This window comes from Rhodococcus sp. ENV425 (assembly GCF_002887785.1).
In the GTDB taxonomy this organism is placed as follows: domain Bacteria; phylum Actinomycetota; class Actinomycetes; order Mycobacteriales; family Mycobacteriaceae; genus Rhodococcus; species Rhodococcus aetherivorans.
On sequence record NZ_PCZU01000297.1, the window covers coordinates 1 to 22,079 of the forward strand.

Sequence of the window (22,079 nt, forward strand, 5' to 3'; positions counted from 1 at the left end):
GGTGACCGCCGCGGCGCGGCGCGTCGTGCGCGCGTTGGCGGAGCAGCACCACACCGCGAGGATCCTCGGCGCGGGAGAGATCGCCGGGGCGGTGGAGTCCGTCGCCGGGTGCGCGGATCCGGCGTTGCTCGAGGAGGATCGGGGCGCAGTACGGCTTCCCGGCGGCTACAGTCGCGCCGCGGTGGTGGAGCCGGGGCACCTCGACCGGGCGATCATGACCCGGGTCTGGTCCGAGTCACTGTCGTCGGCGACGATCGCGGTTCGGCTGCGCCCCGGCGCCGAGCCGGGAGCCGTGCGGGTGGGAGCGTCGGTGCGCGGCACGAGCCGCACGCCCGAGCCGAGGATCCGGATGCCGGGCACCCGACGGCTGTGGAGCCGCGAACTGGACGGGTTGCTGGCGTCGATCCCGACGGCCGCGGTGGGGCTCGAGGATCTGATCCCGCTGCGCACCAGGCACCTCGCCGACGTCGACGCCCTGGCGCTGCCGGTGACGGGATGCGGGCAGCTGCTCGGCGCGGACGAGTCCGGTGCGGCCGTGTCCGTCCGCCTGACCGGCCGGGGGGTGCGCACCGTGTATGTCGCCGGGGAGCTGTATCTGGCGCAGCAAGTGGTGTTCCGGGCGGTGGCGACGGGCGCCCGCGTGGTGATCCACACCGATCGCGCCCGGGCCTGGCGTCCCCTGCTGGCCGCGGCGGGTCCGGACCGGTTGCGGTTGGCCGGCGACGATCGGGGCTTCGACACGATCGTGTACGACGGCGTGCGGCCGGCGACGGTCCCGGCCGGGACGACCGCGATCCACGTGCACGCACATCCGGATCGGTGGCCGCGCGAGCGCCCGGACGTGTCGATCCTGCAGCCCGGAGCGGCCGGCGATCGGGTGGTGCTGGCGGCGGGTGGCCGACGGCTGTCGCTGTCGTTGGTGAGCATCGACGCCGAGGCCGCGTACATCGGCCGTCCACGTGCCGCGCAGCCGGCGCCCGCGCTGAGCCGGGTCCCTCAGCCGGGGTAGGGCTGGGCGGCCCGCCCGGCGCGCACGGTCCGCGCCCACCAGGCGAGCTGGTTCAACATGCGCTGCGCGGCGTCGATCGCGGCGCCGTCGGTGGTGGTGCCGTCGGCGGCGAAGGCGTGCTTGACGCGGTGGAAGCTGACCGATTCGCGGACCGGGACCATGTGCACCTCGACGACGACCTGCCGGAGTTGCTCGACGGCGCGCAACCCGCCGGAGAGCCCGCCGTAGGAGACGAATCCGATCGGCTTGGTGCGCCATTCGCGTTTGACGGTGTCGATGGCGGTCTTGAGGGCGGCCGGATACCCGTGGTTGTACTCGGAGGTGACGACGGCGAATGCGTCGGCCGCCTCGATCCGCCGGGTGAACGCCTCGGTCTCAGGGCCGCCGGAGAGATCCTGCGGCAGCGGGGTGTCGGCGAGGTCGAGCACGCCGACGTCGAACTCGGGGCGCTGCCGTGCGGTGGCGGCGAACCAGTCGGCGACGACGGGGGCGATCCGTCCGGCGCGCACGCTGGCGACGACGATCTCGAGACGAATCGGGGCTTCGGCGTCCATGGGCCGATGGTAGGCGGCTCAGGCGGTGAGGCCGTGGGTCAGGAGGGCGGCGAGTTCGCGGTAGGCCTGGGCGTCCGGCAGGCCGGTGGCCTCGGCGACGTGGCGCTGCTGGATGCGGACCATGACAGCCGCGACGACGTCGGCGACGAACGCGGCGTGCACGTCGCGCAGTTCGCCGGCGGCGACGCCGTCGGCGATGAGGTCGCGGACGCGTTCGGCGGCGAGGCGGGTGTTGCGTTCGTAGACCTCGCGGGCGGTGGGGGCGGCGGCCATGTCCTCCATGAACTGCGCGGAGGCGGGTTCGAGTTGCCGGCCGACGGCTTCGAGGTAGGCGCGGATGCGGTCGGCGGCGCCGGTGTGGCCGTCGAGTTCGGCCTCGACGCGTTCGGTGGCGCCACGGAAGAAGTGCACGGTGGCCGCGCGGACGAGGCGGTCCTTGCTCTCGGCGAGGGTGTAGAGCGTCGACTTCGAGCAGTGCAGGCGGGCGGCGATGTCGTCGAGGGTGAAGTGGGCGAAGCCCGCGGCGAGGAACAGGGCGACGAGCTGGTCGAACAGCTGCGCCTGACGTGCCGTGCCGCGTCGGATCCCCGCTCTTGTCATACTTCATACAGTACTGCAGTATCGTTCTCAGTACTATTTCCGATCGAGGAGTCTGCCGTGCCTGTCGAGCGCCTGCTGCCCACCCCCGAGGCCTACGACCTCATCGAACTGACCCGCGACGTCGCGGACAAGGTTCTCGCCCCGCGGGTCGTCGAACACGAGCGCACCGAGACGTTCCCCGAGGGGGTCTTCCCGGCCCTCGGCGCGGCGGGGTTGCTGAGCCTGCCGTACCCGGAGGAATTCGGCGGCGGCAACCAGCCGTACGAGGTGTACCTGCAGGTGCTCGAGGAGCTCGGCGCCCGCTGGGCGGCGGTTGCCGTCGCGGTGAGCGTGCACGGGCTGTCGTGCTTCGCGCTGGCCACCCACGGCACCGACGAGCAGAAGAACAAGTGGCTGCCGGACATGCTCGGCGGCGACACGATCGGCGCCTACAGCCTCTCCGAGCCGCAGGCCGGGTCCGATGCCGCGGCCCTGGCCTGCCGCGCGACGGCCGTGGACGGCGGCTACCGGATCTCCGGATCGAAGGCGTGGATCACCAACGGCGGCAAGGCAGACTTCTACACGCTGTTCGCCCGGACCTCCGACGCCGGCTCGAAGGGCATCTCCTGCTTCCTCGTGCCGGCCGGAACCGAGGGCCTGAGCTTCGGGAAGCCCGAGGAGAAGATGGGTCTGCACGCCATCCCGACCACCACCGCCCACTACGACGACGCGTTCGTGCCCGGCGAGCGCCGCATCGGCGCCGAGGGCCAGGGCCTGCCGATCGCGTTCAGCGCGCTCGACTCGGGCCGGCTCGGCATCGCGGCCGTCGCGGTGGGTCTCGCGCAGGCCGCGCTCGACGAGGCCACCGCATACGCCAAGGAGCGCAAGGCGTTCGGCAAGAAGATCATCGACCACCAGGGACTCGGGTTCGTCCTCGCCGACATGGCCGCCGCGGTGGACTCGGCCCGCGCGACGTACATCGACGCCGCGCGCCGCAAGGATGCCGGCCTGCCCTACTCGCGGCAGGCGTCGGTCGCGAAGCTCGTCGCGACCGATGCGGCGATGAAGGTGACCACCGACGCCGTGCAGGTGCTCGGCGGCTACGGCTACACCCGCGACTTCCCCGTCGAACGTTTCATGCGGGACGCGAAGATCACCCAGATCTTCGAGGGCACGAACCAGATCCAGCGGCTGGTCATCGCGCGGCACCTGGCCGGCTGACGGTGTGAACTCCCGGCAGCCCCGGGGCGCGCACTCCCGGCGGCGTCGGGGCGCGCGGCCGTCCTCCCCGGCGGCTCGCGCACCCCGACACCGCCCGGATAACTCCTGCCGTGGAATCTGAAACATCCTCCTGTCAGATTTCGCGAACCACCTGCTACCGTGCGCCGGTGGACAGACGTCGTAGGCGTGGCCGCAGAGCCGCGGACCGGATGGAGTGGGCGGCCGACGCCGCCGACACGGTGGCGACACTCGCCGAGCTCGGCGTCCTGTTCCTGCGGCTCCTGTCGCTGCCGTTCCGCGCGGTGGCGGCGCTGCTCCGGATGATCGCGGACTGACCTCCGACCCCTCGCCGTTCCCCTCGGTATCCTGCGTCACATTTTCTGGGCAAAGCGGACAGCCTGTACTTAGATCTTGTTGGACGTACGTCCAGGATTTGTACATCGACATCGGAGGTAATTCCCATGCTGCTCGGCTCGCTCGGCTCCCTGATCGACCACGTGCTCTCCTTCCTCAGCTGGCTGATCTGAGAGACGCCTCGACGCGTAGCGAAGGGGGCGAGGTCATCCGACCTCGCCCCCTTGCTGTTTCCGTCACGCGTGCCGGGCCGCGCTACGCGCCGATCGCCTCCGCGAGGATCGGCCAGGACTCGTGCAGCGCGTCCTGCCAGTAACCCCACGAGTGCGTGCCCTGCGCGCCCGTGCTGAAGGTCGCCTCGATCCCGAGTTCGTCGAAGGTCCGCCGCAGCCGCTCGGTGCACTGGGCCGTGGCCGCCTCGATGGATCCGAGGACGACCAGGTCGACCGGATCCACCTGCCCGCCCAACGCCGCCTCGTGCGGGCCGGGCAGACCGCCGCCGGACGAGATGTACAGCGTCGTGCCGCGCAACTTCTCCGCGTTCAGCGCCGCATCGTTGGCGATCCACCCCGGTCCGCCGATCGGCCCCCACATGTTCTCGACGTCGCCGCCGCCGAGGGTGACGACGGCCTCCACGTAGCTGCGCCCCGGGTCGCTGCTCGTCTGTGCACACCCGCTGTAGGACGCCACCGCCTCGTACAGCCCCGGCGACTGCTGGGCGAGGGCCAGCACCGAGCTGCCCGACATCGACATCCCCGCGACGGCGTTGCGGCCGTCGGCGCCCAGCACCGCGTCGACGACCGGCGGCAACTCCGACGTCAGGAACGTCGCCCACCGGTGCCGGCCGAGCTTCGGGTCGTCGCGGATCCAGTCCGTGTAGTACGCGAAGGCGCCGCCCACGGGAGTGACGACGTTGACGTTCTTGCCGTCGAAGAACTCGCGGACGTCCGTCTGGTCCCGCCAGTTGGCGGCGTCCTCACCCCCACCGGCGCCGTTGAGCAGGTAGAACGTCGGTCGCGCCGCGGAGGTGTCCGCGGGCCGGATCACCTCGACCGGGATCACCCGGTCCATGGACGGCGAGTACACGTGCAGCACCCAGTCGCGCGCGGTCCGCTCCTCCACGTGATCGACGTAGGCACCGGCCGGGTCCGCATCCGCAGCCGGCTGGGCGAGCGCCGGTGCCGTCAGCAGCGACGTCGCGGCGAGCAGTGCCACCGCCACCGTCGCACCCCGTCGCCGGATCGCGGGCAAGTCCAGCAATGGGTGCCTCCCTCTCACACGCCGATCCCCCGGCCGGGCCGGCCGGGGGACGTGCTCGTCGGAACATATCACCGGCCGGCCCGGCCGCAGGTCAGCAGCAGCCGGGGCTGATGGGCCCGCGCATCTCGCGGGTGGCCGCGTTGCGCGCCGCGAGGTCGTCGTCGGCGGGATAGTCGACGCCGACGAGACTGAGCCCGTGCGCCGGGGCCACGGCCACCGCCGCGGCACGCTCCCGTTCGTCGAGCAGTGCGGTCATCCATTCGACACTGCGCCGCCCCTCCCCCACGGCCAGCGCCGCGCCGACGAGGCTGCGCACCATCGACCAGCAGAACGCGTCCGCGCTCACGTGCGCGGTGAGGATCACGCCGACGTCCGGACCGGCGCCCGCCGCGCGACCGCCGGACACCGTCCAGTCGAAGCGCTGCAGTTCGCGGACCGTCGTCGCCCCGTCGCGCCGCTTGCAGAAGGCCGCGAAGTCGTGCAGGCCCAGCAGCGAGGTCGACGCCGCGCGCATCGCGTCGACGTCCACCGGCTTGGGCCAGGCGACGGTGTCGCGGGCCCGCAGGGGGTCCGCCCCGTACACGGCGGTGGTGAGCCGGTACTCGTAGTGCCGGCGGATCGCCGAGAAGCGGGCGTCGAAGTGCGGCGGGGCGACGGAGATGCCGGTGATGCGGACGTCGCGGGGCAGGAACCGGGCGAGACGGCGCACCAGGCGGACGAGGTCGTCCGGAATCGCGGCGGTGGGGACGTCGACGTGCGCGACCTGACCGGAGGCGTGCACCCCGGCGTCGGTGCGGCCGGCGACGGTGAGCTGCACCGGCGCGCGCACGATCGCACCGAGCTTCTCCTCGATCTCCCCGCACACCGTCCGCCGTCCCGGCTGACGCGCCCAGCCGGAGAAGTCGGTGCCGTCGTAGGCGATGTCGAGCCGCAGCCGGGTGGTGTCCACGGCGGCGGCGGAAGGGTTCTCGAAAGCAACGGGCCCGCCGCCCCCGTGGGGGGCGACGGGCTCGTTCGCTTCAGCGGATGCCGAAACCAAGTGGACTATTCCTTCTTGGCCTCGTCGGCGTCCTTGGCGTCGGCCGCGGTGGCGTTCTCGTCCTCGATCGCGTCGACGACGGCGTCCGCGTTCTCGACCTGCGCGTCGGTGGCGTCGGCCTCGACGGCCTCGACCACATTCTCCTCGGCCGGGGCCTCGGTGGCCGGCGCGCTCTGCGAGGCGGCGACGCGCCGGGCGCGGTCGGCCTCGGACGTGACCGTCTTCTCCTTGACGAGCTCGATGATCGCCATGGGAGCGTTGTCACCCTTGCGCGGCATCGTCTTGACGATGCGGGTGTAGCCGCCGTTGCGGTCCTCGTAGAACGGGCCGATCTCCGCGAACAGCGTGTGGACGACGTCCTTGTTGCGGATGACCTTCAGCACCTCACGACGGTTGGCCAGCGTGCCGGCCTTCGCGTGCGTGACGAGCTTCTCGGCGTAGGGCCGCAGGGCCTTGGCCTTGGCCTCGGTGGTGGTGATGCGGCCGTGCTCGAAGAGCGCGGTGGCCAGGTTGGCCATCAGCGCCTTCTGGTGCGAGGCCGACCCGCCGAAGCGGGCACCCTTCTTGGGCTTGGGCATGATGAATCTCCTAGTAACGGACCGTGAGCTGCTACAGCTGCTCGGTCTCGGCGTAGTCCTCGTTCCCCTCGGCGTCGCCGAAGGAACCGGCGTCCGTGTCGCTCCAGGTACCGGTCGCGGCGTCGTAGCCGGCGACGGTGCTCGGGTCGAAGGACGCGGGGCTGTCCTTGAGGGAGAGGCCGAGCGAGTGCAGCTTGACCTTCACCTCGTCGATGGACTTCTGACCGAAGTTGCGGATGTCGAGCAGATCGGACTCCGTGCGTGCCACGAGCTCACCGACGGTGTGCACACCCTCGCGCTTGAGGCAGTTGTAGGACCGGACCGTCAGGTCGAGGTCCTCGATGGGGAGTCCGAAGGAGGCGATGTGGTCGGCCTCGGCGGGCGAGGGACCGATCTCGATGCCTTCTGCTTCGACGTTCAGCTCACGGGCCAGACCGAAGAGCTCCACCAGGGTCTTGCCCGCCGAGGCGAGCGCGTCCCGCGCGGTGATCGAGTTCTTGGTCTCCACGTCGAGAATCAACCGATCGAAGTCGGTGCGCTGCTCGACGCGGGTCGCCTCCACCTTGTAGGTCACCTTGAGCACCGGCGAATAGATCGAGTCGACCGGGATGCGGCCGATCTCGGCGCCGGATGCCTTGTTCTGAACAGCGGGGACGTAGCCGCGGCCGCGCTCGACGACGAGCTCGATCTCCAGCTTGCCCTTGTCGTTCAGGGTGGCGATGTGCAGGTCCGGGTTGTGGACGGTGACACCGGCCGGGGGCACGATGTCGCCCGCGGTCACGGTGCCGGGGCCCTGCTTGCGGACGTACATGGTGACCGGCTCGTCCTCTTCCGAGCTGACCACGAGGCCCTTGAGGTTCAGGATGATGTCGGTGACATCCTCCTTGACCCCGGGGACCGTGGTGAACTCGTGGAGCACGCCGTCGATGCGAATGCTGGTGACGGCCGCGCCCGGAATCGAGGACAGCAGGGTGCGACGAAGCGAGTTGCCGAGGGTGTACCCGAAACCGGGCTCGAGGGGTTCGATGACGAACTTCGAGCGGTCGTCGGCGATGACCTCTTCGCTGAGGGTGGGTCGCTGCGAGATGAGCATGGAGTGCCTCCTTGTGGGCGTCCGCCATATGACGCCCTGGTCGGGGTGTGGTGTCCCCCCGGACCTCGGGAGGACCGGAAGGACACCACGGCGCGAAGCGCCTTACTTCGAGTAGTACTCGACGATCAGCTGTTCCTGCAGCGGGATGTCGATCTGCGCGCGCTCGGGGAGCTGGTGGACCAGCACCCGCAGACGCGGGCCGACGACCTGCAGCCAACCCGGGATCGGGCGGTCACCCTGGGTCTCACGGGCCACCTGGAAGGGCAGCGTGCCCAGCGACTTCTCGCGGACGTCGATGATGTCGTACTGCGAGACGCGGTAGCTCGGGATGTCGACCTTCTTGCCGTTCACCAGGAAGTGGCCGTGGCTCACCAGCTGGCGGGCCTGACGGCGGGTCCGGGCGAGACCGGCGCGGTAGACGACGTTGTCCAGACGCGACTCGAGGATGACCAGCAGGACCTCACCGGTCTTGCCGGGCCGGCCGGCGGCCTCCTCGTAGTAACGACGGAACTGCTTCTCCATCACGCCGTAGGAGAAGCGGGCCTTCTGCTTCTCCTGCAGCTGGAGCAGGTATTCGCTCTCCTTGATCCGCGCGCGGCCGTGCTGGCCGGGCGGGTAGGGGCGACGCTCGAACGCCTGGTCGCCTCCGACGAGGTCGACGCGCAGACGACGCGACTTACGGGTAACGGGACCGGTATAGCGAGCCATGATTCAAACCTTCCTTTCCCGTTAGACGCGACGCCGCTTGGGCGGACGGCAGCCGTTGTGCGGCTGGGGGGTGACGTCGGAGATGGTGCCGACCTCGAGGCCCGCGGCCTGGAGGGAGCGGATCGCCGTCTCGCGGCCCGAGCCCGGGCCCTTCACGAAGACGTCGACCTTCTTGACACCGTGCTCCTGCGCCTTGCGGGCAGCGTTCTCGGCGGCGAGCTGCGCGGCGAACGGGGTCGACTTGCGCGAACCCTTGAAGCCGACGTGGCCGGAGGACGCCCAGGAGATGACGTTGCCGTTCGGGTCCGTGATGGACACGATCGTGTTGTTGAAGGTGCTCTTGATGTGAGCGGCACCGTGCGGGACGTTCTTCTTGTCCCTGCGGCGCGCCTTCTGGGTCTTCTTCGGACCGGTGCTGCGTGACTTGGGAGGCATTACTTCTTCTTTCCTGCGACGGTGCGCTTCGGACCCTTGCGGGTGCGGGCGTTGGTCTTGGTGCGCTGTCCACGCACGGGCAGACCACGACGGTGTCGCAGGCCCTGGTAGCAGCCGATCTCGATCTTGCGACGGATGTCCGCCTGGACCTCGCGGCGGAGGTCACCCTCGACCTTGTAGGTCTCCTCGATGAACTCGCGCAGCTTGGCGAGATCCTCGTCGGAGAGGTCCTTGCTGCGCAGATCCGGGCTCACGCCGGTGGCCTCGAGGATCTCCTTCGAGCGGGTACGGCCGATGCCGTAGATGTAGGTCAGTGCGATCTCCATCCGCTTTTCGCGGGGAAGATCGACACCTGCGAGACGTGCCATGTGGCATTCCTATTCGGTGTGCGGAGGTCTGCTCCCAGCCCGTCCCCTGCGTCGTGAAACTGTGTGGTCCCGCGGCCCGGCCGAAGCCGGAACGCCGGTAGTCCGAAACACAGTGGGGCCCCGGCCTCCGAACCGGGGGTGTATCGCGCGGCTCCCCGACGAATCGGGAATCGTGACCGAACGACTGGTGCTGGAAGGTCTTCTCTAGCTTGTTGCCAAGCCGATCTTTCGAAGAGCGGGTGGTCTAGCCCTGGCGCTGCTTGTGGCGCAGGTTCTCGCAGATCACCATGACCCGGCCGTTACGGCGGATCACCTTGCACTTCTCGCAGATCTTCTTGACGCTCGGCTGAACCTTCACGGTGCGTCTGATCTCCTGTGTGTACGCCTGCGGCAGAGCACGAGGCATGCCGCAGACATGGTTCTCCCCGACCGTGCGGCCGGGGAAGCTCTTACTTGTAGCGGTAGACGATGCGCCCACGCGACAGGTCGTAGGGCGAGAGCTCCACGACAACCCGGTCCTCGGGCAGGATGCGAATGTAGTGCTGACGCATCTTGCCGCTGATGTGAGCCAGGACCTTGTGACCGTTCTCGAGCTCAATGCGAAACATCGCATTGGGCAGCGGCTCGATCACGCGACCCTCGACCTCGATGGCTCCGTCTTTCTTGGCCATATCCTCCGCGATCCGTGTTGTTCGGCGTGTGGTTGCATCGGTTTCCGTTACCGTGACGCTCGACGTGACCGGCCTGCGGACAACCGCGGGCCGGCGCGCAGGGCGCACCATCGATCTATGTTACGGGAACTTTCCCACCGGGGCCAAATGCCGAGATGCGAGGAGGACAGCCGTGCGGGCGTTGGTTCAGCGGGTGACGGGTGCCGCGGTCGCGGTCGACGGGCGCGAGGTCGCCCGCATCTCGCCCCGGGTCGGCGGTCACGGGCTGCTCGTGCTCGTCGGCGTGACCCACGACGACGACGCGGCGAAGGCCGCCACGCTCGCCCGGAAGGTGTGGACGTTGCGGATCCTCGAGGACGAGAAGTCCGCGTCCGATCTGGCCGCACCGATCCTCGTCGTCAGCCAGTTCACGCTCATGGCCGACACCCGCAGGAGCCGCCGTCCGTCGTGGTCGGCGGCCGCGCCACGCGCGGTGGCCGAACCCCTGGTGGACGAGTTCACGACGGCGCTGCGCGGCCTGGGCGCCGACGTGCAGACCGGCGTCTTCGGGGAGCACATGGAGGTGAGCCTGGTGAACGACGGCCCGGTCACCCTCCTGCTCGAGGCGTGAACCGGCGGCGCCCGCGGCCCGAGCGAGTGTATCGTTCAGCTCCTTCACGGCAGCGAGCGATACATTCGCTCGCCGCCACCGCCGCTACTCCGGGCGCGGGGTCAGGATGCGCGGACCGTCCTCGGTCACCGCGACGGTGTGCTCCCAGTGCGCGGCGCGGCTGCCGTCGGTCGTGACGACGGTCCACTTGTCGCCGAGCACCTCGGTCTCGTAGGTGCCGAGGGTCAGCATCGGCTCGATGGCGAGCACCGATCCCACCACGAGACGGGGGCCCTTGCCGGGCGCGCCCTCGTTCGGCAGGAACGGGTCCATGTGCATCTCGCGGCCGATGGCGTGGCCGCCGTAGCCGTCGACGATGCCGTAGCTCCGGCCGTGCGCCGACTCCGCGGCGCGGGTACCCAGCTCGATGGCGTGCGAGACGTCGGTGAGCCGGTTGTCCGGCAGCATCGCCGCAATCCCCGCCTCCATCGACAGCCGCGTCGCATCGCTGAGGTCGGCGTCGGCGGCGGAGAGCTCACCGACTCCGAAGGTCCACGCCGAGTCGCCGTGCCAGCCGTCGAGAATCGCGCCGCAGTCGATCGACACGAGATCGCCCTCGGCGAGGATCTCCGTCGCCGAGGGGATGCCGTGCACCACGCGGTCGTTCACCGACGAACAGATCGAGCCGGTGAACCCGTGGTAGCCCAGGAAGGAGGGGACGGCCCCCGCGTCGCGGATGACCGCCTCCGCCACCTGGTCCAGTTCCAGGGTGCTCACGCCCGGCTTCGCCGCCTTCCGTACCGCCACGAGAGCGGCGCCGACGACGGCACCCGCCGCCGCCATCGCATCGAGTTCGCCGGCGGTGCGGAACGGAACCACCTTGCGCTTGCGCCCGAAACCCATCTTCTTGCTCCTGCGTCCTTACTTGCCGAGGGCCGCGAGGGCGCGCGCGTTGATCTCGTCGACCTCGCCGACGGCGTCGACCGTGACGAGCGAATCGGCGTAGTAGTCGAGCAGCGGCGCGGTCTCCTCGCGGTAGACCCGGAGCCGGTTGCGGATGACGTCCTCGGTGTCGTCGGCGCGGCCGCGGGCGAGCATCCGCTCCACCACCACGTCCTCGTCGATGTCGAAGGACAGGACCCCGTCGAGTTGGGTGTCGAGATCCTTCAGGATGGCCTCGAGTTCGCGGGCCTGCTCCACGCTGCGGGGGAAGCCGTCGAGCAGGAAGCCGTTGGCGGCGTCGGGCTCGGCGAGGCGGGCGCGCACCATGTTGTTGGTGATCTCGGCGGGCACGAGCTCCCCGGCGTCGATGTACTTCTTGGCTTCGAGGCCGAGCGGGGTGCCCTGCCCGATGTTGGCCCGGAACAGATCCCCGGTGGAGATTGCGGGGACGCCGAGCTTCTCCGACAGGATGGCGGCCTGCGTGCCCTTGCCGGCACCGGGCGGACCGAGGAGTACAAGTCTCACTTGAGGAACCCTTCGTAGTTGCGCTGCATGAGTTGACTTTCGATCTGCTTGACAGTGTCCAGCGCGACACTGACGAGAATGAGCACCGCGGCGCCGCCGAAGATGCTGGTGGCGGTCTGGCTGCCCGAGAGGAAGAAGTTGGGCAGCGTCGCGATGAGACCCAGGTACAGCGAACCTGGAACCGTGATGCGGTTGAGGACGTAGCTGAGGTACTCGGCAGTGGGGCGTCCCGGCCGGATGCCGGGGATGAATCCGCCGTACTTCTTCATCTCGTCGGCCCGTTCCTCCGGGTTGAAGGTGATGGCGACGTAGAAGAAGACGAAGAAGACGATCAGCGAGAAGTAGATCGCGATGTAAACGGGGTTGTTCGGATTCACCAGGTATTCGTTGATGATCCGCTGCCACCAGCTCGGGTCGGTGGCCGAGGTGGCTCCGGTCAGCTGGGCGATGAGGTTCGGCAGGTACAGCAACGACGACGCGAAGATCACCGGGATGATGCCGGCCTGGTTGACCTTCAGGGGCAGGTAGGTCGAGGAACCGCCGTACATGCGCCGGCCCACCATGCGCTTGGCGTACTGCACCGGGATCCGGCGCTGGCCCTGCTCGACGAACACCACGCCGGTGATGACCACCAGCGCGACGACGAGGACGATGGCGAAGACCAGGCCACCGCGGGACTCGAGGATGGTGCGGCCCTCGGCCGGCAGCCGCGAGGCGATGCCGGAGAAGATCAGGATCGACATGCCGTTGCCGACGCCGCGCTCGGTGATGAGCTCACCGAACCACATGACGAGTGCCGCACCGGCCGTCATGACCAGCACGATCACGACCATGCCGAAGATGCTGTCGTCGGCCAGGATCGGTTCGGTACAGCCCTGCAGTAGCTGACCACGGGCAGCGAGGGCGACGATGCCGGTGGACTGCAGCACGGCGAGCGCCACCGCGAGGTACCGCGTGTACTGCGTCATCTTGGCCTGGCCGGCCTGGCCCTCCTTGCGGAGTTCCTCGAATCGTGGAATGACCACCGTCAGCAGCTGGACGATGATGCTCGCGGTGATGAACGGCATGATGCCGATCGCGAACACCGACAGCTGTAGCAGCGCGCCACCGGAGAACAGATTGATCAGCGAGTAGATCCCGGCGGAGTCGCCGCCGCTGAGCTGATCGATGCAGGCGCGCACATTGCCGTAGTCGACGCCCGGAGACGGCAACGTCGCGCCGAGGCGGTACAGGGCCACCAACCCGAGCGCGACGAGGATCTTCCGCCTCAGGTCCGGGGTCCTGAGGGCCGAGACGAAGGCGGAAAGCAAAGATCCTCCTGGCAGGGCGAAACGGGAGACTGTGGATCGACGCGCGGGGTCCGACGGTCGACAACTCTTGAACTCTAGCAGCGCGCCCCGGACCGGTGCCGTGGCGCCGGGTCGGGGCGGCTCGCACGCGCGGCGGATGTGCTCCGCCGCGCGGCATGCGGTGGGGTGCGAACGCCGAACGGCCGCACTGCGGGACGTGCTGCAGTGCGGCCGTTCTCGAGCTGTGCGTCACGCACGAGCGAACCGGTCAGGCCAGTTCGGTCGCGGTGCCGCCGGCAGCGGCGATCTTCTCCTTGGCGGAACCGGAGAACTTGTTCGCGGTCACCTGCACGGCAACCGTGAGCTCGCCCTCGCCGAGGACCTTCACGAGCTGGTTCTTACGAACCGCGCCCTTGGCGACGAGCTCGTCGACGCCGACCTGGCCACCCTCGGGGAACAGGCGGGCGATGTCGCCGACATTGACGACCTGGTATTCGGTGCGGAAGGCGTTCTTGAAGCCCTTGAGCTTCGGCAGCCGCATGTGCAGCGGCATCTGGCCACCCTCGAAGGCCGCCGAGACGTTCTTGCGCGCCTTGGTGCCCTTCGTACCGCGACCGGCGGTCTTGCCCTTCGAACCCTCACCGCGGCCGACGCGGGTCTTGTCCGTCTTCGCGCCCGGGGCCGGGCGCAGGTGGTGCAGCTTGATGGTCACTTGGAGGCCTCCTCAGCAGTGACTTCCTCGACAACGACGAGGTGACGCACCACGTTGATCAAGCCGCGGTTCTGCGCGTTGTCCTCGCGGACCACGGACTGGCGGATCTTCCGCAGACCGAGGGTGCGCAGGCTGTCGCGCTGGTTCGACTTGGCGCCGATGGTGCTCTTGACCTGCGTGATCTTCAGCTCTGCCATTACTTCACGCTCCCAGCAGCCTGTGCCCGGGCGCGCAGCATGCCCGCAGGTGCGACGTCCTCGAGGGGCAGACCGCGGCGAGCCGCGACTTCCTCGGGGCGCTGCAGCTGCTTGAGGGCGGCCACGGTGGCGTGCACGACGTTGATGGCGTTGTCGCTACCGAGCGACTTCGACAGGATGTCGTGGATGCCCGCGCATTCGAGCACGGCACGCACCGCGCCACCGGCGATCACACCGGTACCCGGCGAGGCCGGACGCAGCATGACGACACCCGCCGCGGCCTCACCCTGCACCGGGTGGGTGACGGTGGAGCCGATGAGCGGGACGCGGAAGAAGCCCTTGCGCGCTTCCTCGACACCCTTCTGGATGGCCGCGGGAACTTCCTTGGCCTTGCCGTAGCCGACGCCGACCAGGCCGTTGCCGTCGCCCACGATCACCAGCGCGGTGAAGCTGAAGCGACGGCCGCCCTTGACGACCTTCGACACACGGTTGATCGAGACGACACGCTCGATGTAGTTCGACTTCTCGGCGGCACCGCCGCCACGCGAGTCACGATCGCGGCGGTCGCGACCACCACGCTGGTCCCCGGTGTTGGGGCCATTCTGTCCGGCGGGGCCGTTGCCGCCGTCACGCCGCTGACGTCCCGGCATCAGGCGTTCCTTCCGTTCGAAGAGATGGTCATCAGAACTTCAACCCGCTTTCGCGAGCCGCGTCTGCGAGGGCCGCGATCCGGCCGCTGTAGGTGTGGCCGCCGCGGTCGAAGACCACGGCCTCCACGCCGGCAGCCTTGGCACGCTCGGCGAGCAGCTGACCGACCTTGGCGCCGCGCGCCTTCTTGTCGCCCTCGACCGCACGCACGTCCGGCTCGACGGTCGAGGCCGCCGCCAGGGTGGTGCCCGTCAGGTCGTCCACCAGCTGGGCGTGGATGTGGCGCGAGGACCGGTTCACGACGAGACGGGGACGCTCGGCGGTGCCGGCGACCTTCTTGCGCAGACGGAAGTGCCGACGCTGCTTCGACAGCCGACGCCGGGTGGACGCGTCCTTGCCGAGCGGAATCCGCTTGGCCTTCTGGTTCTCGGTCTGGCTCATGATCACTTACCCGTCTTTCCGACCTTGCGGCGCACCTGCTCGCCCTCGTAGCGGATGCCCTTGCCCTTGTACGGGTCGGACTTGCGCAGCCGGCGGATGTTGGCCGCGATCTGGCCGACCTTCTGCTTGTCGATGCCCGAGATCGAGAACTTCGTCGGCGACTCGACCGCGAACGTGATGCCCTCGGGGGCCTCGATCGGGACCGGGTGGCTGTAGCCGAGCGAGAACTCGAGGTCCTTGCCCTTGAGCGCGACGCGGTAACCGACGCCGTGGATCTCCATCTTCGTGGTGTACCCCTGGGTGACACCGTCGATGAGGTTCTGCACGAGGGTGCGCGACAGGCCGTGCAGCGCACGGCTGCGGCGCTCGTCGTTCGGACGGCTCACGTTGAGCGCGCCGTCCTCACCCTTGGCGATGGTGATCGGCTCGGCGATGGTCAGCGAGAGGTTGCCCTTGGGGCCCTTCACTGCGACGTCCTGGCCGTCGATGGTCACCTCGACACCCGAGGGGACGGTGACCGGAAGCTTTCCAATACGCGACATTGTGGTGGCCTCCCTTACCAGACGTAGGCGAGGACTTCCCCGCCCACTCCCTGCTTGGCCGCCTGGCGATCGGTGAGCAGGCCGGAGGACGTGGAGATGATCGCCACGCCGAGGCCGCCCAGGACCTTGGGCAGGTTGGTGGATTTCGCGTACACGCGCAGGCCGGGCTTCGACACGCGGCGCACACCGGCGAGGCTGCGCTCACGGGAAGGGCCGTACTTGAGGTCGACGACGAGGGTCTTGCCCACCTCGGCATCCTCGGTGCGGAAGTCGGCGATGTAGCCCTCACGCTTGAGGATCTCGGCGATGTTCGCCTTGATCTTCGAGTGGGGAAGCTTCACCTCGTCGTGGTACGCCGTGTTGGCGTTGCGCAGACGCGTCAAGAAGTCTGCGATGGGGTCGGTCATGGTCATGGCTGACCTGTTCACCTTTCTCGTTGCGGTTCCCATGCAACACCGGCAGTGGTGACGAATCACCGGTGCGCCGGCCGTGGGCCTACGACGAACTTGGTTTCATGCGGACCGGACGCGGATGCGACCGGCCCCTGACAGTAGTGACGGTGGGTGACCCTGCGGTCACCCACCGTTCACGTCACCAGGAGCTCTTGTGAACTCCGGGAAGCTCACCGCGGTGTGCCATCTCACGGAGGCAGACGCGGCAGAGACCGAACTTGCGGAACACCGCGTGGGGGCGCCCGCAACGCTGGCAGCGGGTGTAGGCGCGCACCGCGAACTTCGGCTTCTTGTTGGCCTTGTTGACCAGTGCCTTCTTAGCCATGGGCTCAGTTCTCCTTGAACGGGAAGCCGAGGTGCTTCAGCAGGGCACGGCCTTCTTCGTTGTTGGTGGCGGTCGTGACGACGGTGATGTCCATGCCGCGCGGGCGATCGATCTTGTCCACGTCGATCTCGTGGAACATCGACTGCTCGTTCAGGCCGAACGTGTAGTTGCCGTTGCCGTCGAACTGGTTGCCGTTGAGGCCACGGAAGTCCCGGATACGGGGCAGCGCGATGGAGACCAGGCGGTCCAGGAACTCCCACATGCGGTCGCCGCGCAGCGTGACGCGCGCACCGATCGGCATGCCCTCACGGAGCTTGAACTGCGCGATCGACTTGCGGGCCTTGCGGATCTCCGGCTTCTGGCCGGTGATCAGGGCCAGGTCGGCGACGGCGCCGTTGATCAGCTTCGCGTCGCGGGCGGCGTCACCGACACCCATGTTGACGACGACCTTCACGACGCCGGGGATCTGCATGACGTTCGCGTAGTCGAACTCCGCGTTCAGCGCGTCGCGGATCTCCTCGCGGTACCGGGTCTTCAGACGCGGTGCGGTCTTGTTCTCGGTGGTGGTCATGTCAGATGTCCTTCCCGTTCTTCCGGGAAATCCGAACGCGCTTGCCGGTTTCCTCGTCGGTCCGGTAGCCCACCCGGGTGGGGTTGCCGTCCGAGTCGATGACAGCGACGTTGGAAACGTGGATCGGGGCCTCCTGCGTCACGATGCCCCCGGAGGAGGCGCCGCGCTCGTTGGCCGAGACCGCCGTGTGCTTCTTGATCCGGTTCACGCCCTCGACGAGGACCCGGTTCTCCTTCGGGTAGGCCGCGATGACCTTGCCCTTGGCACCCTTGTCCTTGCCCGAGATGACGAGCACGGTGTCGCCCTTGTGCACCTTCATCACAGCACCTCCGGAGCGAGCGAGACGATCTTCATGAACCGCTTGTCGCGCAGCTCACGGCCGACGGGGCCGAAGATGCGGGTGCCGCGCGGGTCGTTGTCACCCTTGATGATGACGGCGGCGTTCTCGTCGAACTTGATGTACGAGCCGTCCGGCCGGCGGCGCTCCTTGGAGGTGCGCACGACGACAGCCTTGACGACGTCACCACGCTTGACGTTGCCACCGGGGATCGCGTCCTTCACGGTGGCGACGATGATGTCACCGATACCGGCGTAGCGACGGGACGAGCCACCGAGAACGCGGATGCAGAGAATCTCCTTGGCACCCGTGTTGTCGGCGACGCGCAGTCGCGACTCCTGCTGGATCACTTACTTCTCCTTGACCTGGCTGAATTCGACAGATCCGGGTGCGCGCACCCTTTTCTGTCTGCACGGCGGATTTCCGACCCGACGTGCACGGTCCGTACCCACGAAGGTGGGGCTGTCCCGGTGCTGCCTGAAGCAGGCCGCTCGAGACAACCCCACCATCGTACTGGGTCCCTTCGTCACCCCCGCGGCGGGGGGTGGAGGAGGCCTTACTTGGCCTTCTCGAGCACCTCGACCAGACGCCACCGCTTGGTCGCGGACAGCGGACGGGTCTCCATCAGCTGCACGCGGTCGCCGATGCCGGCCACGCCGTTCTCGTCGTGCGCCTTCACCTTGGTGGTACGGCGGATGATCTTGCCGTACAGCGGGTGCTTCACCCGGTCCTCGAGCTCGACCACGATCGTCTTCTCCATCTTGTCGGAGACGACGTAGCCGATGCGGACCTTGCGGCTGGCGCGCTCTTCCTTCTGGGTCACTGCCTTTTCCTCACTCATGCCGCGTCACCCGCATCCGGGCCGGAGGCCAGGCCGAGCTCGCGCTCACGCAGCACCGTGTAGATGCGAGCGATCTCGTTGCGCACGACGCGCAGCCGGCGGTTGTTGTCCAGCTGGCCGGTGGCCATCTGGAAACGAAGGTTGAACAGCTCTTCCTTCGCTTCGCGGAGCTTGGTGACCAGCTCTTCCTCGGTCAGCTCGCGGAGCTCTGTGGCGGGGGTTCCGGTAGCCATCAGAACTGCTCCTCCCTCGTCACGATCCTGCACTTGCACGGGAGCTTGTGCATCGCGCGCCGAAGGGCCTCGCGGGCAATCTCCTCGTTCGGGTAGCTCATCTCGAACATCACCCGTCCGGGCTTGACGTTCGCGACCCACCACTCGGGCGAGCCCTTACCGGAACCCATGCGGGTCTCGGCCGGCTTCTTGGTGAGGGGGCGATCCGGGAAGATGTTGATCCAGATCTTGCCGCCACGCTTGATGTGCCGGGTCATGGCGATACGAGCGGACTCGATCTGCCGGTTGGTGATGTAGGCCGGCTCGAGAGCCTGGATGCCGTAGTCACCGAAGGTCACCTGGGTCCCACCCTTGGCGGCACCCGAGCGGCTCGGGTGGTGCTGCTTGCGGTGCTTGACCCGCCGTGGGATCAACATGCGTCAGCCCTCCTGATTCTCGGTCGGAGCGGGTGCATCGGCGGAGGCGGCGCGGCCGGCGTCGGTGCTCGTCGCGGTGGTGCCCGAGGCACCGGAGCGACGGGGACGGCTCGGACGCTCGCGACGGGGGCGGTCGGCCGGGGCGGCGGCCGCAGCGGCCAGCTCACGACGGCCACCGACGATGTCGCCCTTGTAGATCCAGACCTTCACGCCGATGCGGCCGAAGGTGGTCTTCGCCTCGTACAGGCCGTAGTCGATGTCCGCGCGCAGCGTGTGCAGCGGGACCCGGCCCTCGCGGTAGAACTCCGAGCGGGACATCTCGGCGCCGCCGAGGCGGCCCGAGCACTGCACCCGGATGCCCTTGACGTTGGGCTGGCGCATGGCCGACTGGATGGCCTTGCGCATGGCGCGACGGAACGCGACGCGGTTCGAGAGCTGCTCGGCGACGCCCTGCGCCACCAGCTGAGCCTCGGACTCGGCGTTCTTGACCTCGAGGATGTTCAGCTGAACCTGCTTGCCGGTCAGCTTCTCGAGCTCGGCGCGGATGCGATCGGCCTCGGCGCCGCGGCGGCCGATGACGATGCCCGGACGCGCGGTGTGGATGTCCACACGCACACGGTCGCGGGTGCGCTCGATCTCGACCTTGGCGATGCCGGCACGCTCGAGGCCGGTGGCCAGGAACTTGCGGATCGCGACGTCTTCCTTCACGTACTCCGCGTACTGCTTGTCGGCGTACCAGCGCGACTTCCAGTCGGTGGTGATGCCCAGACGGAAGCCGTGCGGGTTGATCTTCTGGCCCACTACTGAGCTCCCTTCCGGCGGTTACGGTTTCCAGCAGACGCAGGCGCCTTGCTCTCGACGATCACGGTGATGTGGCTCGTCCGCTTGCGGATGCGGAATGCACGGCCCTGGGCGCGCGGCTGGAACCGCTTGAGGGTCGCGCCCTCGTCGACGTACGCCGTCGCGACGACAAGCGTGCTCGGGTCGAGGTCGAGGTTGTTCTGCGCGTTCGCGGCGGCGCTCGCGATCACCTTGGCGACCGGCTCGGCCGCGGCCTGCGGTGCGAACTTCAGGATCGACAGAGCCTCGTCCACGGACTTGCCCCGGACGATGTCGACGACGCGGCGCGCCTTCATCGGGGTCACGCGCACGTGGCGCGCAACAGCCCGAGCGCTGTTTGCGGGTGTTTCGGTGCTCAGCTGTGCCGAGCTCTTCGCGTTGCTCATCGGCGCTTGCTCTTCCGGTCGTCCTTGATGTGGCCCTTGAACGTACGGGTCGGCGCGAACTCGCCGAGCTTGTGGCCGACCATCGACTCCGAGACGAACACCGGCACGTGCTTGCGACCGTCGTGGACGGCGAACGTGTGACCGATGAAGTCGGGCAGAATGGTGGAACGGCGCGACCAGGTCTTGATGACCTGCTTGGTGCCCTTTTCGTTCTGCGTATCGACCTTCGCCAGGAGGTGGTCGTCGACGAACGGGCCCTTCTTGAGGCTGCGTGGCATTCTCTAACTCCCTCCTTGACTAGCGCTTCTTGCCGGTACGGCGACGACGGACGATGAGCTTGTCGGACGCCTTGTTCTTGCGGGTGCGGCCCTCGGGCTTGCCCCACGGGCTGACCGGGTGGCGACCACCCGAGGTCTTGCCCTCACCACCGCCGTGCGGGTGGTCGACCGGGTTCATGACCACACCACGGACGGTCGGGCGCTTGCCCTTCCAGCGCATGCGGCCGGCCTTGCCCCAGTTGATGTTCGACTGCTCGGCGTTGCCGACCTCGCCGACGGTGGCGCGGCAGCGCACGTCGACGCGACGGATCTCACCGGAGGGCATACGCAGGGTGGCGTAGGTGCCTTCCTTACCGAGCAGCTGGATGCTGGCGCCGGCGGAGCGGGCCATCTTGGCGCCGCCGCCCGGACGCAGTTCCACCGCGTGGATGGTGGTACCGGTCGGGATGTTGCGCAGCGGCAGGTTGTTGCCGGGCTTGATGTCGGCCTGCGGGCCGGACTCGACCGGGGCGCCCTGCACCAGGCCCTTGGGGGCGATGATGTAGCGCTTCTCGCCGTCCACGTAGTGCAGCAGCGCGATGCGGGCGGTGCGGTTGGGGTCGTACTCGATGTGAGCGACCTTGGCCGGGATGCCGTCCTTGTCGTTGCGGCGGAAGTCGATCAGGCGGTAGGCACGCTTGTGTCCGCCACCCTTGTGACGGGTGGTGATGCGGCCGTGCGCGTTGCGACCACCGCGGCCGTGCAGCGGGCGAACCAGCGACTTCTCGGGCGTCGAGCGGGTGATCTCGGCGAAATCCGAGACACTCGCGCCGCGCCGACCCGGGGTTGTCGGCTTGTACTTACGAATTGCCATGAGTCTTCTCGTCCTCTATCTCTCGAGACCCGGCCGCCTACGCGACCGGCCCTCCGAAGATCTCGATGGGCTTGCTGTCGGCCGACAGGGTCACGAGCGCGCGCTTGGTGTCCTTGCGCTTGCCGTAACCGAACCGGGTCCGCTTGCGCTTGCCCTGACGGTTGGCGGTGTTGACGCTGGTCACCTTGACGCCGAAGACCTTCTCGACGGCAATCTTGATCTGCGTCTTGTTCGAGTCCGGGTGCACCAGGAAGGTGTAGGTGCCGTCCTCCATCAGCCCGTAGGACTTCTCGGAGATGACCGGAGCCAGCAGGATGTCGCGCGGATCCGCGATCGTGCTCACTTGCTCTCCTCCTTCTCTGCCTGGGCGGACTCGGCCGGCCCGTGGATGAACGTGTCGAGCGCCTCGACGCTGAACACGACGTCGTCGCTGTAGAGCACGTCGTAGGTGTTCAGCTGGTCCGGAGCGATCGCGTGCACGTTCTGCAGGTTCTGCACGCTCTTCCACGCCGCGAGATCCTCACGGCCGACGACGAGGAGCAGGTTCCTGCGATCGGTCAGCTCCGCGAGGAAGGTGCGCGCGCCCTTGGTCGACGGCGTCTGTCCGGCCACGAGCTCGGTGATCACGTGGATGCGCTCGTTGCGGGCCCGGTCGGAGAGGGCACCGCGGAGGGCGGCGGCCTTCATCTTCTTGGGGGTGCGCTGGCTGTAGTCGCGCGGCTGCGGGCCGTGCACGGTGCCACCGCCGGCGAACTGCGGCGCGCGGGTCGAACCCTGGCGGGCGCGGCCGGTG

36 protein-coding genes and 1 pseudogene are annotated in these 22,079 nt (G+C 68.5%); 4 read left to right on the forward strand and 33 right to left on the reverse strand.

The window, feature by feature from the left end:
* A pseudogene (locus CQZ88_RS28045) lies at positions 1 to 1,009 on the forward strand (type VII secretion protein EccE); the annotation flags it as partial.
* Here the strand turns inward: CQZ88_RS28045 and CQZ88_RS28050 are convergent.
* Together CQZ88_RS28050 and CQZ88_RS28055 are read right to left on the reverse strand one after the other, a co-directional pair.
* The gene (locus CQZ88_RS28050) at positions 997 to 1,563 is read right to left on the reverse strand and encodes an NADPH-dependent FMN reductase (protein WP_006947200.1); all 567 of its coding nucleotides are present in this window, start codon (positions 1,561 to 1,563) and stop codon (positions 997 to 999) included. The pseudogene CQZ88_RS28045 and the gene CQZ88_RS28050 overlap by 13 nt on opposite strands.
* An 18-nt stretch (positions 1,564 to 1,581) precedes the next feature.
* Entirely contained in the window at positions 1,582 to 2,163 is a 582-nt protein-coding gene (locus CQZ88_RS28055; RefSeq protein ID WP_006947198.1) for a TetR/AcrR family transcriptional regulator, read from the reverse strand.
* 57 nt (positions 2,164 to 2,220) lie between these two features.
* Between CQZ88_RS28055 and CQZ88_RS28060 the strand changes: the two genes are divergently transcribed.
* Together CQZ88_RS28060 and CQZ88_RS30115 are read left to right on the forward strand one after the other, a co-directional pair.
* On the forward strand, positions 2,221 to 3,363 hold the full coding sequence (locus CQZ88_RS28060; protein WP_006947196.1) for an acyl-CoA dehydrogenase family protein: 1,143 nt from the start codon (positions 2,221 to 2,223) through the stop codon (positions 3,361 to 3,363).
* Positions 3,364 to 3,530: 167 nt separating this feature from the next.
* Positions 3,531 to 3,698 (forward strand): hypothetical protein, encoded by a 168-nt coding sequence (locus CQZ88_RS30115; protein WP_155948273.1) that lies wholly within the window; start codon positions 3,531 to 3,533, stop codon positions 3,696 to 3,698.
* A gap of 274 nt (positions 3,699 to 3,972) precedes the next feature.
* Here the strand turns inward: CQZ88_RS30115 and CQZ88_RS28065 are convergent, their stop codons facing one another.
* The 9 genes from CQZ88_RS28065 to infA form a co-directional block, all read right to left on the reverse strand.
* Positions 3,973 to 4,977 carry an alpha/beta hydrolase family protein gene (locus CQZ88_RS28065; RefSeq protein ID WP_006947192.1) on the reverse strand — a complete coding sequence of 335 codons (1,005 nt, stop codon included), beginning with the start codon at positions 4,975 to 4,977 and terminating at the stop codon, positions 3,973 to 3,975.
* Positions 4,978 to 5,068: 91 nt separating this feature from the next.
* A complete protein-coding gene (gene truA, locus CQZ88_RS28070) occupies positions 5,069 to 6,016 on the reverse strand; it encodes a tRNA pseudouridine(38-40) synthase TruA (RefSeq protein WP_029544901.1) in 948 nt (315 codons plus the stop codon).
* Between the two features lie 5 nt (positions 6,017 to 6,021).
* Complete coding sequence (gene rplQ, locus CQZ88_RS28075; protein ID WP_006947182.1) at positions 6,022 to 6,594, reverse strand: 50S ribosomal protein L17; 573 nt, start codon at positions 6,592 to 6,594, stop codon at positions 6,022 to 6,024.
* A gap of 31 nt (positions 6,595 to 6,625) precedes the next feature.
* Positions 6,626 to 7,687: a DNA-directed RNA polymerase subunit alpha gene (locus tag CQZ88_RS28080; protein ID WP_006947180.1), complete on the reverse strand. Its 1,062-nt coding sequence runs from the start codon at positions 7,685 to 7,687 to the stop codon at positions 6,626 to 6,628.
* A gap of 102 nt (positions 7,688 to 7,789) precedes the next feature.
* Entirely contained in the window at positions 7,790 to 8,395 is a 606-nt protein-coding gene (gene rpsD, locus CQZ88_RS28085) for a 30S ribosomal protein S4 (protein ID WP_006947173.1), read from the reverse strand.
* A gap of 21 nt (positions 8,396 to 8,416) precedes the next feature.
* A complete protein-coding gene (gene rpsK, locus CQZ88_RS28090; protein WP_003938066.1) occupies positions 8,417 to 8,830 on the reverse strand; it encodes a 30S ribosomal protein S11 in 414 nt (137 codons plus the stop codon).
* Positions 8,830 to 9,198, reverse strand: a complete 369-nt coding sequence (gene rpsM / locus CQZ88_RS28095; RefSeq protein ID WP_003938067.1) for a 30S ribosomal protein S13 — start codon at positions 9,196 to 9,198, stop codon at positions 8,830 to 8,832. The genes rpsK and rpsM overlap by 1 nt, the downstream gene beginning before the upstream one ends.
* 244 nt (positions 9,199 to 9,442) lie before the next feature.
* Positions 9,443 to 9,556, reverse strand: a complete 114-nt coding sequence (rpmJ, locus tag CQZ88_RS28100) for a 50S ribosomal protein L36 (RefSeq protein WP_003938068.1) — start codon at positions 9,554 to 9,556, stop codon at positions 9,443 to 9,445.
* A 91-nt stretch (positions 9,557 to 9,647) separates the two neighbouring features.
* Entirely contained in the window at positions 9,648 to 9,869 is a 222-nt protein-coding gene (gene infA, locus CQZ88_RS28105; RefSeq protein ID WP_003886926.1) for a translation initiation factor IF-1, read from the reverse strand.
* 172 nt (positions 9,870 to 10,041) lie between these two features.
* Between infA and dtd the strand changes: the two genes are divergently transcribed.
* Positions 10,042 to 10,479, forward strand: coding sequence for a D-aminoacyl-tRNA deacylase (gene dtd, locus CQZ88_RS28110; RefSeq protein ID WP_102800612.1), 438 nt, complete (start codon positions 10,042 to 10,044; stop codon positions 10,477 to 10,479).
* A gap of 84 nt (positions 10,480 to 10,563) precedes the next feature.
* Here the strand turns inward: dtd and map are convergent, their stop codons facing one another.
* The 22 genes from map to rplD all read right to left on the reverse strand — a co-directional run.
* On the reverse strand, positions 10,564 to 11,361 hold the full coding sequence (gene map / locus CQZ88_RS28115) for a type I methionyl aminopeptidase (RefSeq protein ID WP_006947169.1): 798 nt from the start codon (positions 11,359 to 11,361) through the stop codon (positions 10,564 to 10,566).
* An 18-nt stretch (positions 11,362 to 11,379) separates the two neighbouring features.
* Positions 11,380 to 11,925 (reverse strand): adenylate kinase, encoded by a 546-nt coding sequence (locus tag CQZ88_RS28120; RefSeq protein ID WP_006947168.1) that lies wholly within the window; start codon positions 11,923 to 11,925, stop codon positions 11,380 to 11,382.
* On the reverse strand, positions 11,922 to 13,235 hold the full coding sequence (gene secY, locus CQZ88_RS28125) for a preprotein translocase subunit SecY (RefSeq protein ID WP_006947167.1): 1,314 nt from the start codon (positions 13,233 to 13,235) through the stop codon (positions 11,922 to 11,924). The genes CQZ88_RS28120 and secY overlap by 4 nt, the downstream gene beginning before the upstream one ends.
* Positions 13,236 to 13,482: 247 nt before the next feature.
* Positions 13,483 to 13,926: a 50S ribosomal protein L15 gene (gene rplO, locus CQZ88_RS28130; protein WP_006947166.1), complete on the reverse strand. Its 444-nt coding sequence runs from the start codon at positions 13,924 to 13,926 to the stop codon at positions 13,483 to 13,485.
* A complete protein-coding gene (gene rpmD / locus CQZ88_RS28135) occupies positions 13,923 to 14,123 on the reverse strand; it encodes a 50S ribosomal protein L30 (RefSeq protein ID WP_006947165.1) in 201 nt (66 codons plus the stop codon). Before rpmD ends, rplO begins: the two co-directional genes overlap by 4 nt.
* Entirely contained in the window at positions 14,123 to 14,773 is a 651-nt protein-coding gene (gene rpsE, locus CQZ88_RS28140) for a 30S ribosomal protein S5 (RefSeq protein ID WP_006947163.1), read from the reverse strand. The genes rpmD and rpsE overlap by 1 nt, the downstream gene beginning before the upstream one ends.
* A gap of 31 nt (positions 14,774 to 14,804) precedes the next feature.
* Positions 14,805 to 15,212, reverse strand: coding sequence for a 50S ribosomal protein L18 (gene rplR, locus CQZ88_RS28145; protein ID WP_029544906.1), 408 nt, complete (start codon positions 15,210 to 15,212; stop codon positions 14,805 to 14,807).
* Positions 15,213 to 15,214: 2 nt separating this feature from the next.
* Positions 15,215 to 15,754: a 50S ribosomal protein L6 gene (gene rplF / locus CQZ88_RS28150; protein WP_006947161.1), complete on the reverse strand. Its 540-nt coding sequence runs from the start codon at positions 15,752 to 15,754 to the stop codon at positions 15,215 to 15,217.
* A gap of 14 nt (positions 15,755 to 15,768) precedes the next feature.
* Entirely contained in the window at positions 15,769 to 16,167 is a 399-nt protein-coding gene (gene rpsH, locus CQZ88_RS28155) for a 30S ribosomal protein S8 (protein ID WP_017681442.1), read from the reverse strand.
* A gap of 178 nt (positions 16,168 to 16,345) precedes the next feature.
* Positions 16,346 to 16,531, reverse strand: a complete 186-nt coding sequence (locus CQZ88_RS28160) for a type Z 30S ribosomal protein S14 (protein WP_006947159.1) — start codon at positions 16,529 to 16,531, stop codon at positions 16,346 to 16,348.
* Between the two features lie 4 nt (positions 16,532 to 16,535).
* Positions 16,536 to 17,102 carry a 50S ribosomal protein L5 gene (gene rplE, locus CQZ88_RS28165; RefSeq protein WP_006947158.1) on the reverse strand — a complete coding sequence of 189 codons (567 nt, stop codon included), beginning with the start codon at positions 17,100 to 17,102 and terminating at the stop codon, positions 16,536 to 16,538.
* Position 17,103: 1 nt separating this feature from the next.
* The gene (rplX, locus tag CQZ88_RS28170; RefSeq protein WP_006947157.1) at positions 17,104 to 17,421 is read right to left on the reverse strand and encodes a 50S ribosomal protein L24; all 318 of its coding nucleotides are present in this window, start codon (positions 17,419 to 17,421) and stop codon (positions 17,104 to 17,106) included.
* Positions 17,421 to 17,789, reverse strand: a complete 369-nt coding sequence (rplN, locus tag CQZ88_RS28175; RefSeq protein WP_006947156.1) for a 50S ribosomal protein L14 — start codon at positions 17,787 to 17,789, stop codon at positions 17,421 to 17,423. The genes rplX and rplN overlap by 1 nt, the downstream gene beginning before the upstream one ends.
* A 206-nt stretch (positions 17,790 to 17,995) precedes the next feature.
* Positions 17,996 to 18,280 carry a 30S ribosomal protein S17 gene (gene rpsQ, locus CQZ88_RS28180; RefSeq protein WP_026137932.1) on the reverse strand — a complete coding sequence of 95 codons (285 nt, stop codon included), beginning with the start codon at positions 18,278 to 18,280 and terminating at the stop codon, positions 17,996 to 17,998.
* The gene (gene rpmC / locus CQZ88_RS28185) at positions 18,277 to 18,513 is read right to left on the reverse strand and encodes a 50S ribosomal protein L29 (RefSeq protein ID WP_003938084.1); all 237 of its coding nucleotides are present in this window, start codon (positions 18,511 to 18,513) and stop codon (positions 18,277 to 18,279) included. The genes rpsQ and rpmC overlap by 4 nt, the downstream gene beginning before the upstream one ends.
* The gene (gene rplP, locus CQZ88_RS28190; protein WP_006947154.1) at positions 18,513 to 18,929 is read right to left on the reverse strand and encodes a 50S ribosomal protein L16; all 417 of its coding nucleotides are present in this window, start codon (positions 18,927 to 18,929) and stop codon (positions 18,513 to 18,515) included. Before rplP ends, rpmC begins: the two co-directional genes overlap by 1 nt.
* A 3-nt stretch (positions 18,930 to 18,932) precedes the next feature.
* Complete coding sequence (rpsC, locus tag CQZ88_RS28195; protein WP_003938086.1) at positions 18,933 to 19,730, reverse strand: 30S ribosomal protein S3; 798 nt, start codon at positions 19,728 to 19,730, stop codon at positions 18,933 to 18,935.
* Complete coding sequence (gene rplV, locus CQZ88_RS28200; protein ID WP_037201025.1) at positions 19,730 to 20,155, reverse strand: 50S ribosomal protein L22; 426 nt, start codon at positions 20,153 to 20,155, stop codon at positions 19,730 to 19,732. The genes rpsC and rplV overlap by 1 nt, the downstream gene beginning before the upstream one ends.
* Positions 20,152 to 20,433, reverse strand: coding sequence for a 30S ribosomal protein S19 (gene rpsS / locus CQZ88_RS28205; RefSeq protein ID WP_003938088.1), 282 nt, complete (start codon positions 20,431 to 20,433; stop codon positions 20,152 to 20,154). The genes rplV and rpsS overlap by 4 nt, the downstream gene beginning before the upstream one ends.
* 19 nt (positions 20,434 to 20,452) lie before the next feature.
* Positions 20,453 to 21,286: a 50S ribosomal protein L2 gene (rplB, locus tag CQZ88_RS28210; protein ID WP_003938089.1), complete on the reverse strand. Its 834-nt coding sequence runs from the start codon at positions 21,284 to 21,286 to the stop codon at positions 20,453 to 20,455.
* 37 nt (positions 21,287 to 21,323) lie between these two features.
* On the reverse strand, positions 21,324 to 21,629 hold the full coding sequence (rplW, locus tag CQZ88_RS28215) for a 50S ribosomal protein L23 (RefSeq protein WP_102800613.1): 306 nt from the start codon (positions 21,627 to 21,629) through the stop codon (positions 21,324 to 21,326).
* A partial coding sequence (gene rplD / locus CQZ88_RS32095) for a 50S ribosomal protein L4 (protein ID WP_258008848.1) occupies positions 21,626 to 22,079 on the reverse strand: 454 nt, incomplete at its 5' end. The genes rplW and rplD, both read right to left, overlap by 4 nt.

Coding starts and splice junctions, on each gene's coding strand:
- CQZ88_RS28050 (WP_006947200.1), bottom strand. CDS start 1,563: ATGGACGCCGAAGCCCCGATTCGTCTCGAGATCGTCGTCGCCAGCGTG.
- CQZ88_RS28055 (WP_006947198.1), bottom strand. CDS start 2,163: ATGACAAGAGCGGGGATCCGACGCGGCACGGCACGTCAGGCGCAGCTG.
- rplQ (WP_006947182.1), bottom strand. CDS start 6,594: ATGCCCAAGCCCAAGAAGGGTGCCCGCTTCGGCGGGTCGGCCTCGCAC.
- CQZ88_RS28080 (WP_006947180.1), bottom strand. CDS start 7,687: ATGCTCATCTCGCAGCGACCCACCCTCAGCGAAGAGGTCATCGCCGAC.
- rpsD (WP_006947173.1), bottom strand. CDS start 8,395: ATGGCTCGCTATACCGGTCCCGTTACCCGTAAGTCGCGTCGTCTGCGC.
- rpsK (WP_003938066.1), bottom strand. CDS start 8,830: ATGCCTCCCAAGTCACGCAGCACCGGTCCGAAGAAGACCCAGAAGGCG.
- rpsM (WP_003938067.1), bottom strand. CDS start 9,198: ATGGCACGTCTCGCAGGTGTCGATCTTCCCCGCGAAAAGCGGATGGAG.
- infA (WP_003886926.1), bottom strand. CDS start 9,869: ATGGCCAAGAAAGACGGAGCCATCGAGGTCGAGGGTCGCGTGATCGAG.
- map (WP_006947169.1), bottom strand. CDS start 11,361: ATGGGTTTCGGGCGCAAGCGCAAGGTGGTTCCGTTCCGCACCGCCGGC.
- rpmD (WP_006947165.1), bottom strand. CDS start 14,123: ATGGCAGAGCTGAAGATCACGCAGGTCAAGAGCACCATCGGCGCCAAG.
- rpsE (WP_006947163.1), bottom strand. CDS start 14,773: ATGCCGGGACGTCAGCGGCGTGACGGCGGCAACGGCCCCGCCGGACAG.
- rplR (WP_029544906.1), bottom strand. CDS start 15,212: ATGAGCCAGACCGAGAACCAGAAGGCCAAGCGGATTCCGCTCGGCAAG.
- rplF (WP_006947161.1), bottom strand. CDS start 15,754: ATGTCGCGTATTGGAAAGCTTCCGGTCACCGTCCCCTCGGGTGTCGAG.
- rpsH (WP_017681442.1), bottom strand. CDS start 16,167: ATGACCATGACCGACCCCATCGCAGACTTCTTGACGCGTCTGCGCAAC.
- CQZ88_RS28160 (WP_006947159.1), bottom strand. CDS start 16,531: ATGGCTAAGAAGGCACTGGTCAACAAGGCCAACAAGAAGCCGAAGTTC.
- rplE (WP_006947158.1), bottom strand. CDS start 17,102: ATGACCACCACCGAGAACAAGACCGCACCGCGTCTGAAGACCCGGTAC.
- rplX (WP_006947157.1), bottom strand. CDS start 17,421: ATGAAGGTGCACAAGGGCGACACCGTGCTCGTCATCTCGGGCAAGGAC.
- rpsQ (WP_026137932.1), bottom strand. CDS start 18,280: ATGAGTGAGGAAAAGGCAGTGACCCAGAAGGAAGAGCGCGCCAGCCGC.
- rpmC (WP_003938084.1), bottom strand. CDS start 18,513: ATGGCTACCGGAACCCCCGCCACAGAGCTCCGCGAGCTGACCGAGGAA.
- rplP (WP_006947154.1), bottom strand. CDS start 18,929: ATGTTGATCCCACGGCGGGTCAAGCACCGCAAGCAGCACCACCCGAGC.
- rplV (WP_037201025.1), bottom strand. CDS start 20,155: ATGAGCAACGCGAAGAGCTCGGCACAGCTGAGCACCGAAACACCCGCA.
- rpsS (WP_003938088.1), bottom strand. CDS start 20,433: ATGCCACGCAGCCTCAAGAAGGGCCCGTTCGTCGACGACCACCTCCTG.
- rplB (WP_003938089.1), bottom strand. CDS start 21,286: ATGGCAATTCGTAAGTACAAGCCGACAACCCCGGGTCGGCGCGGCGCG.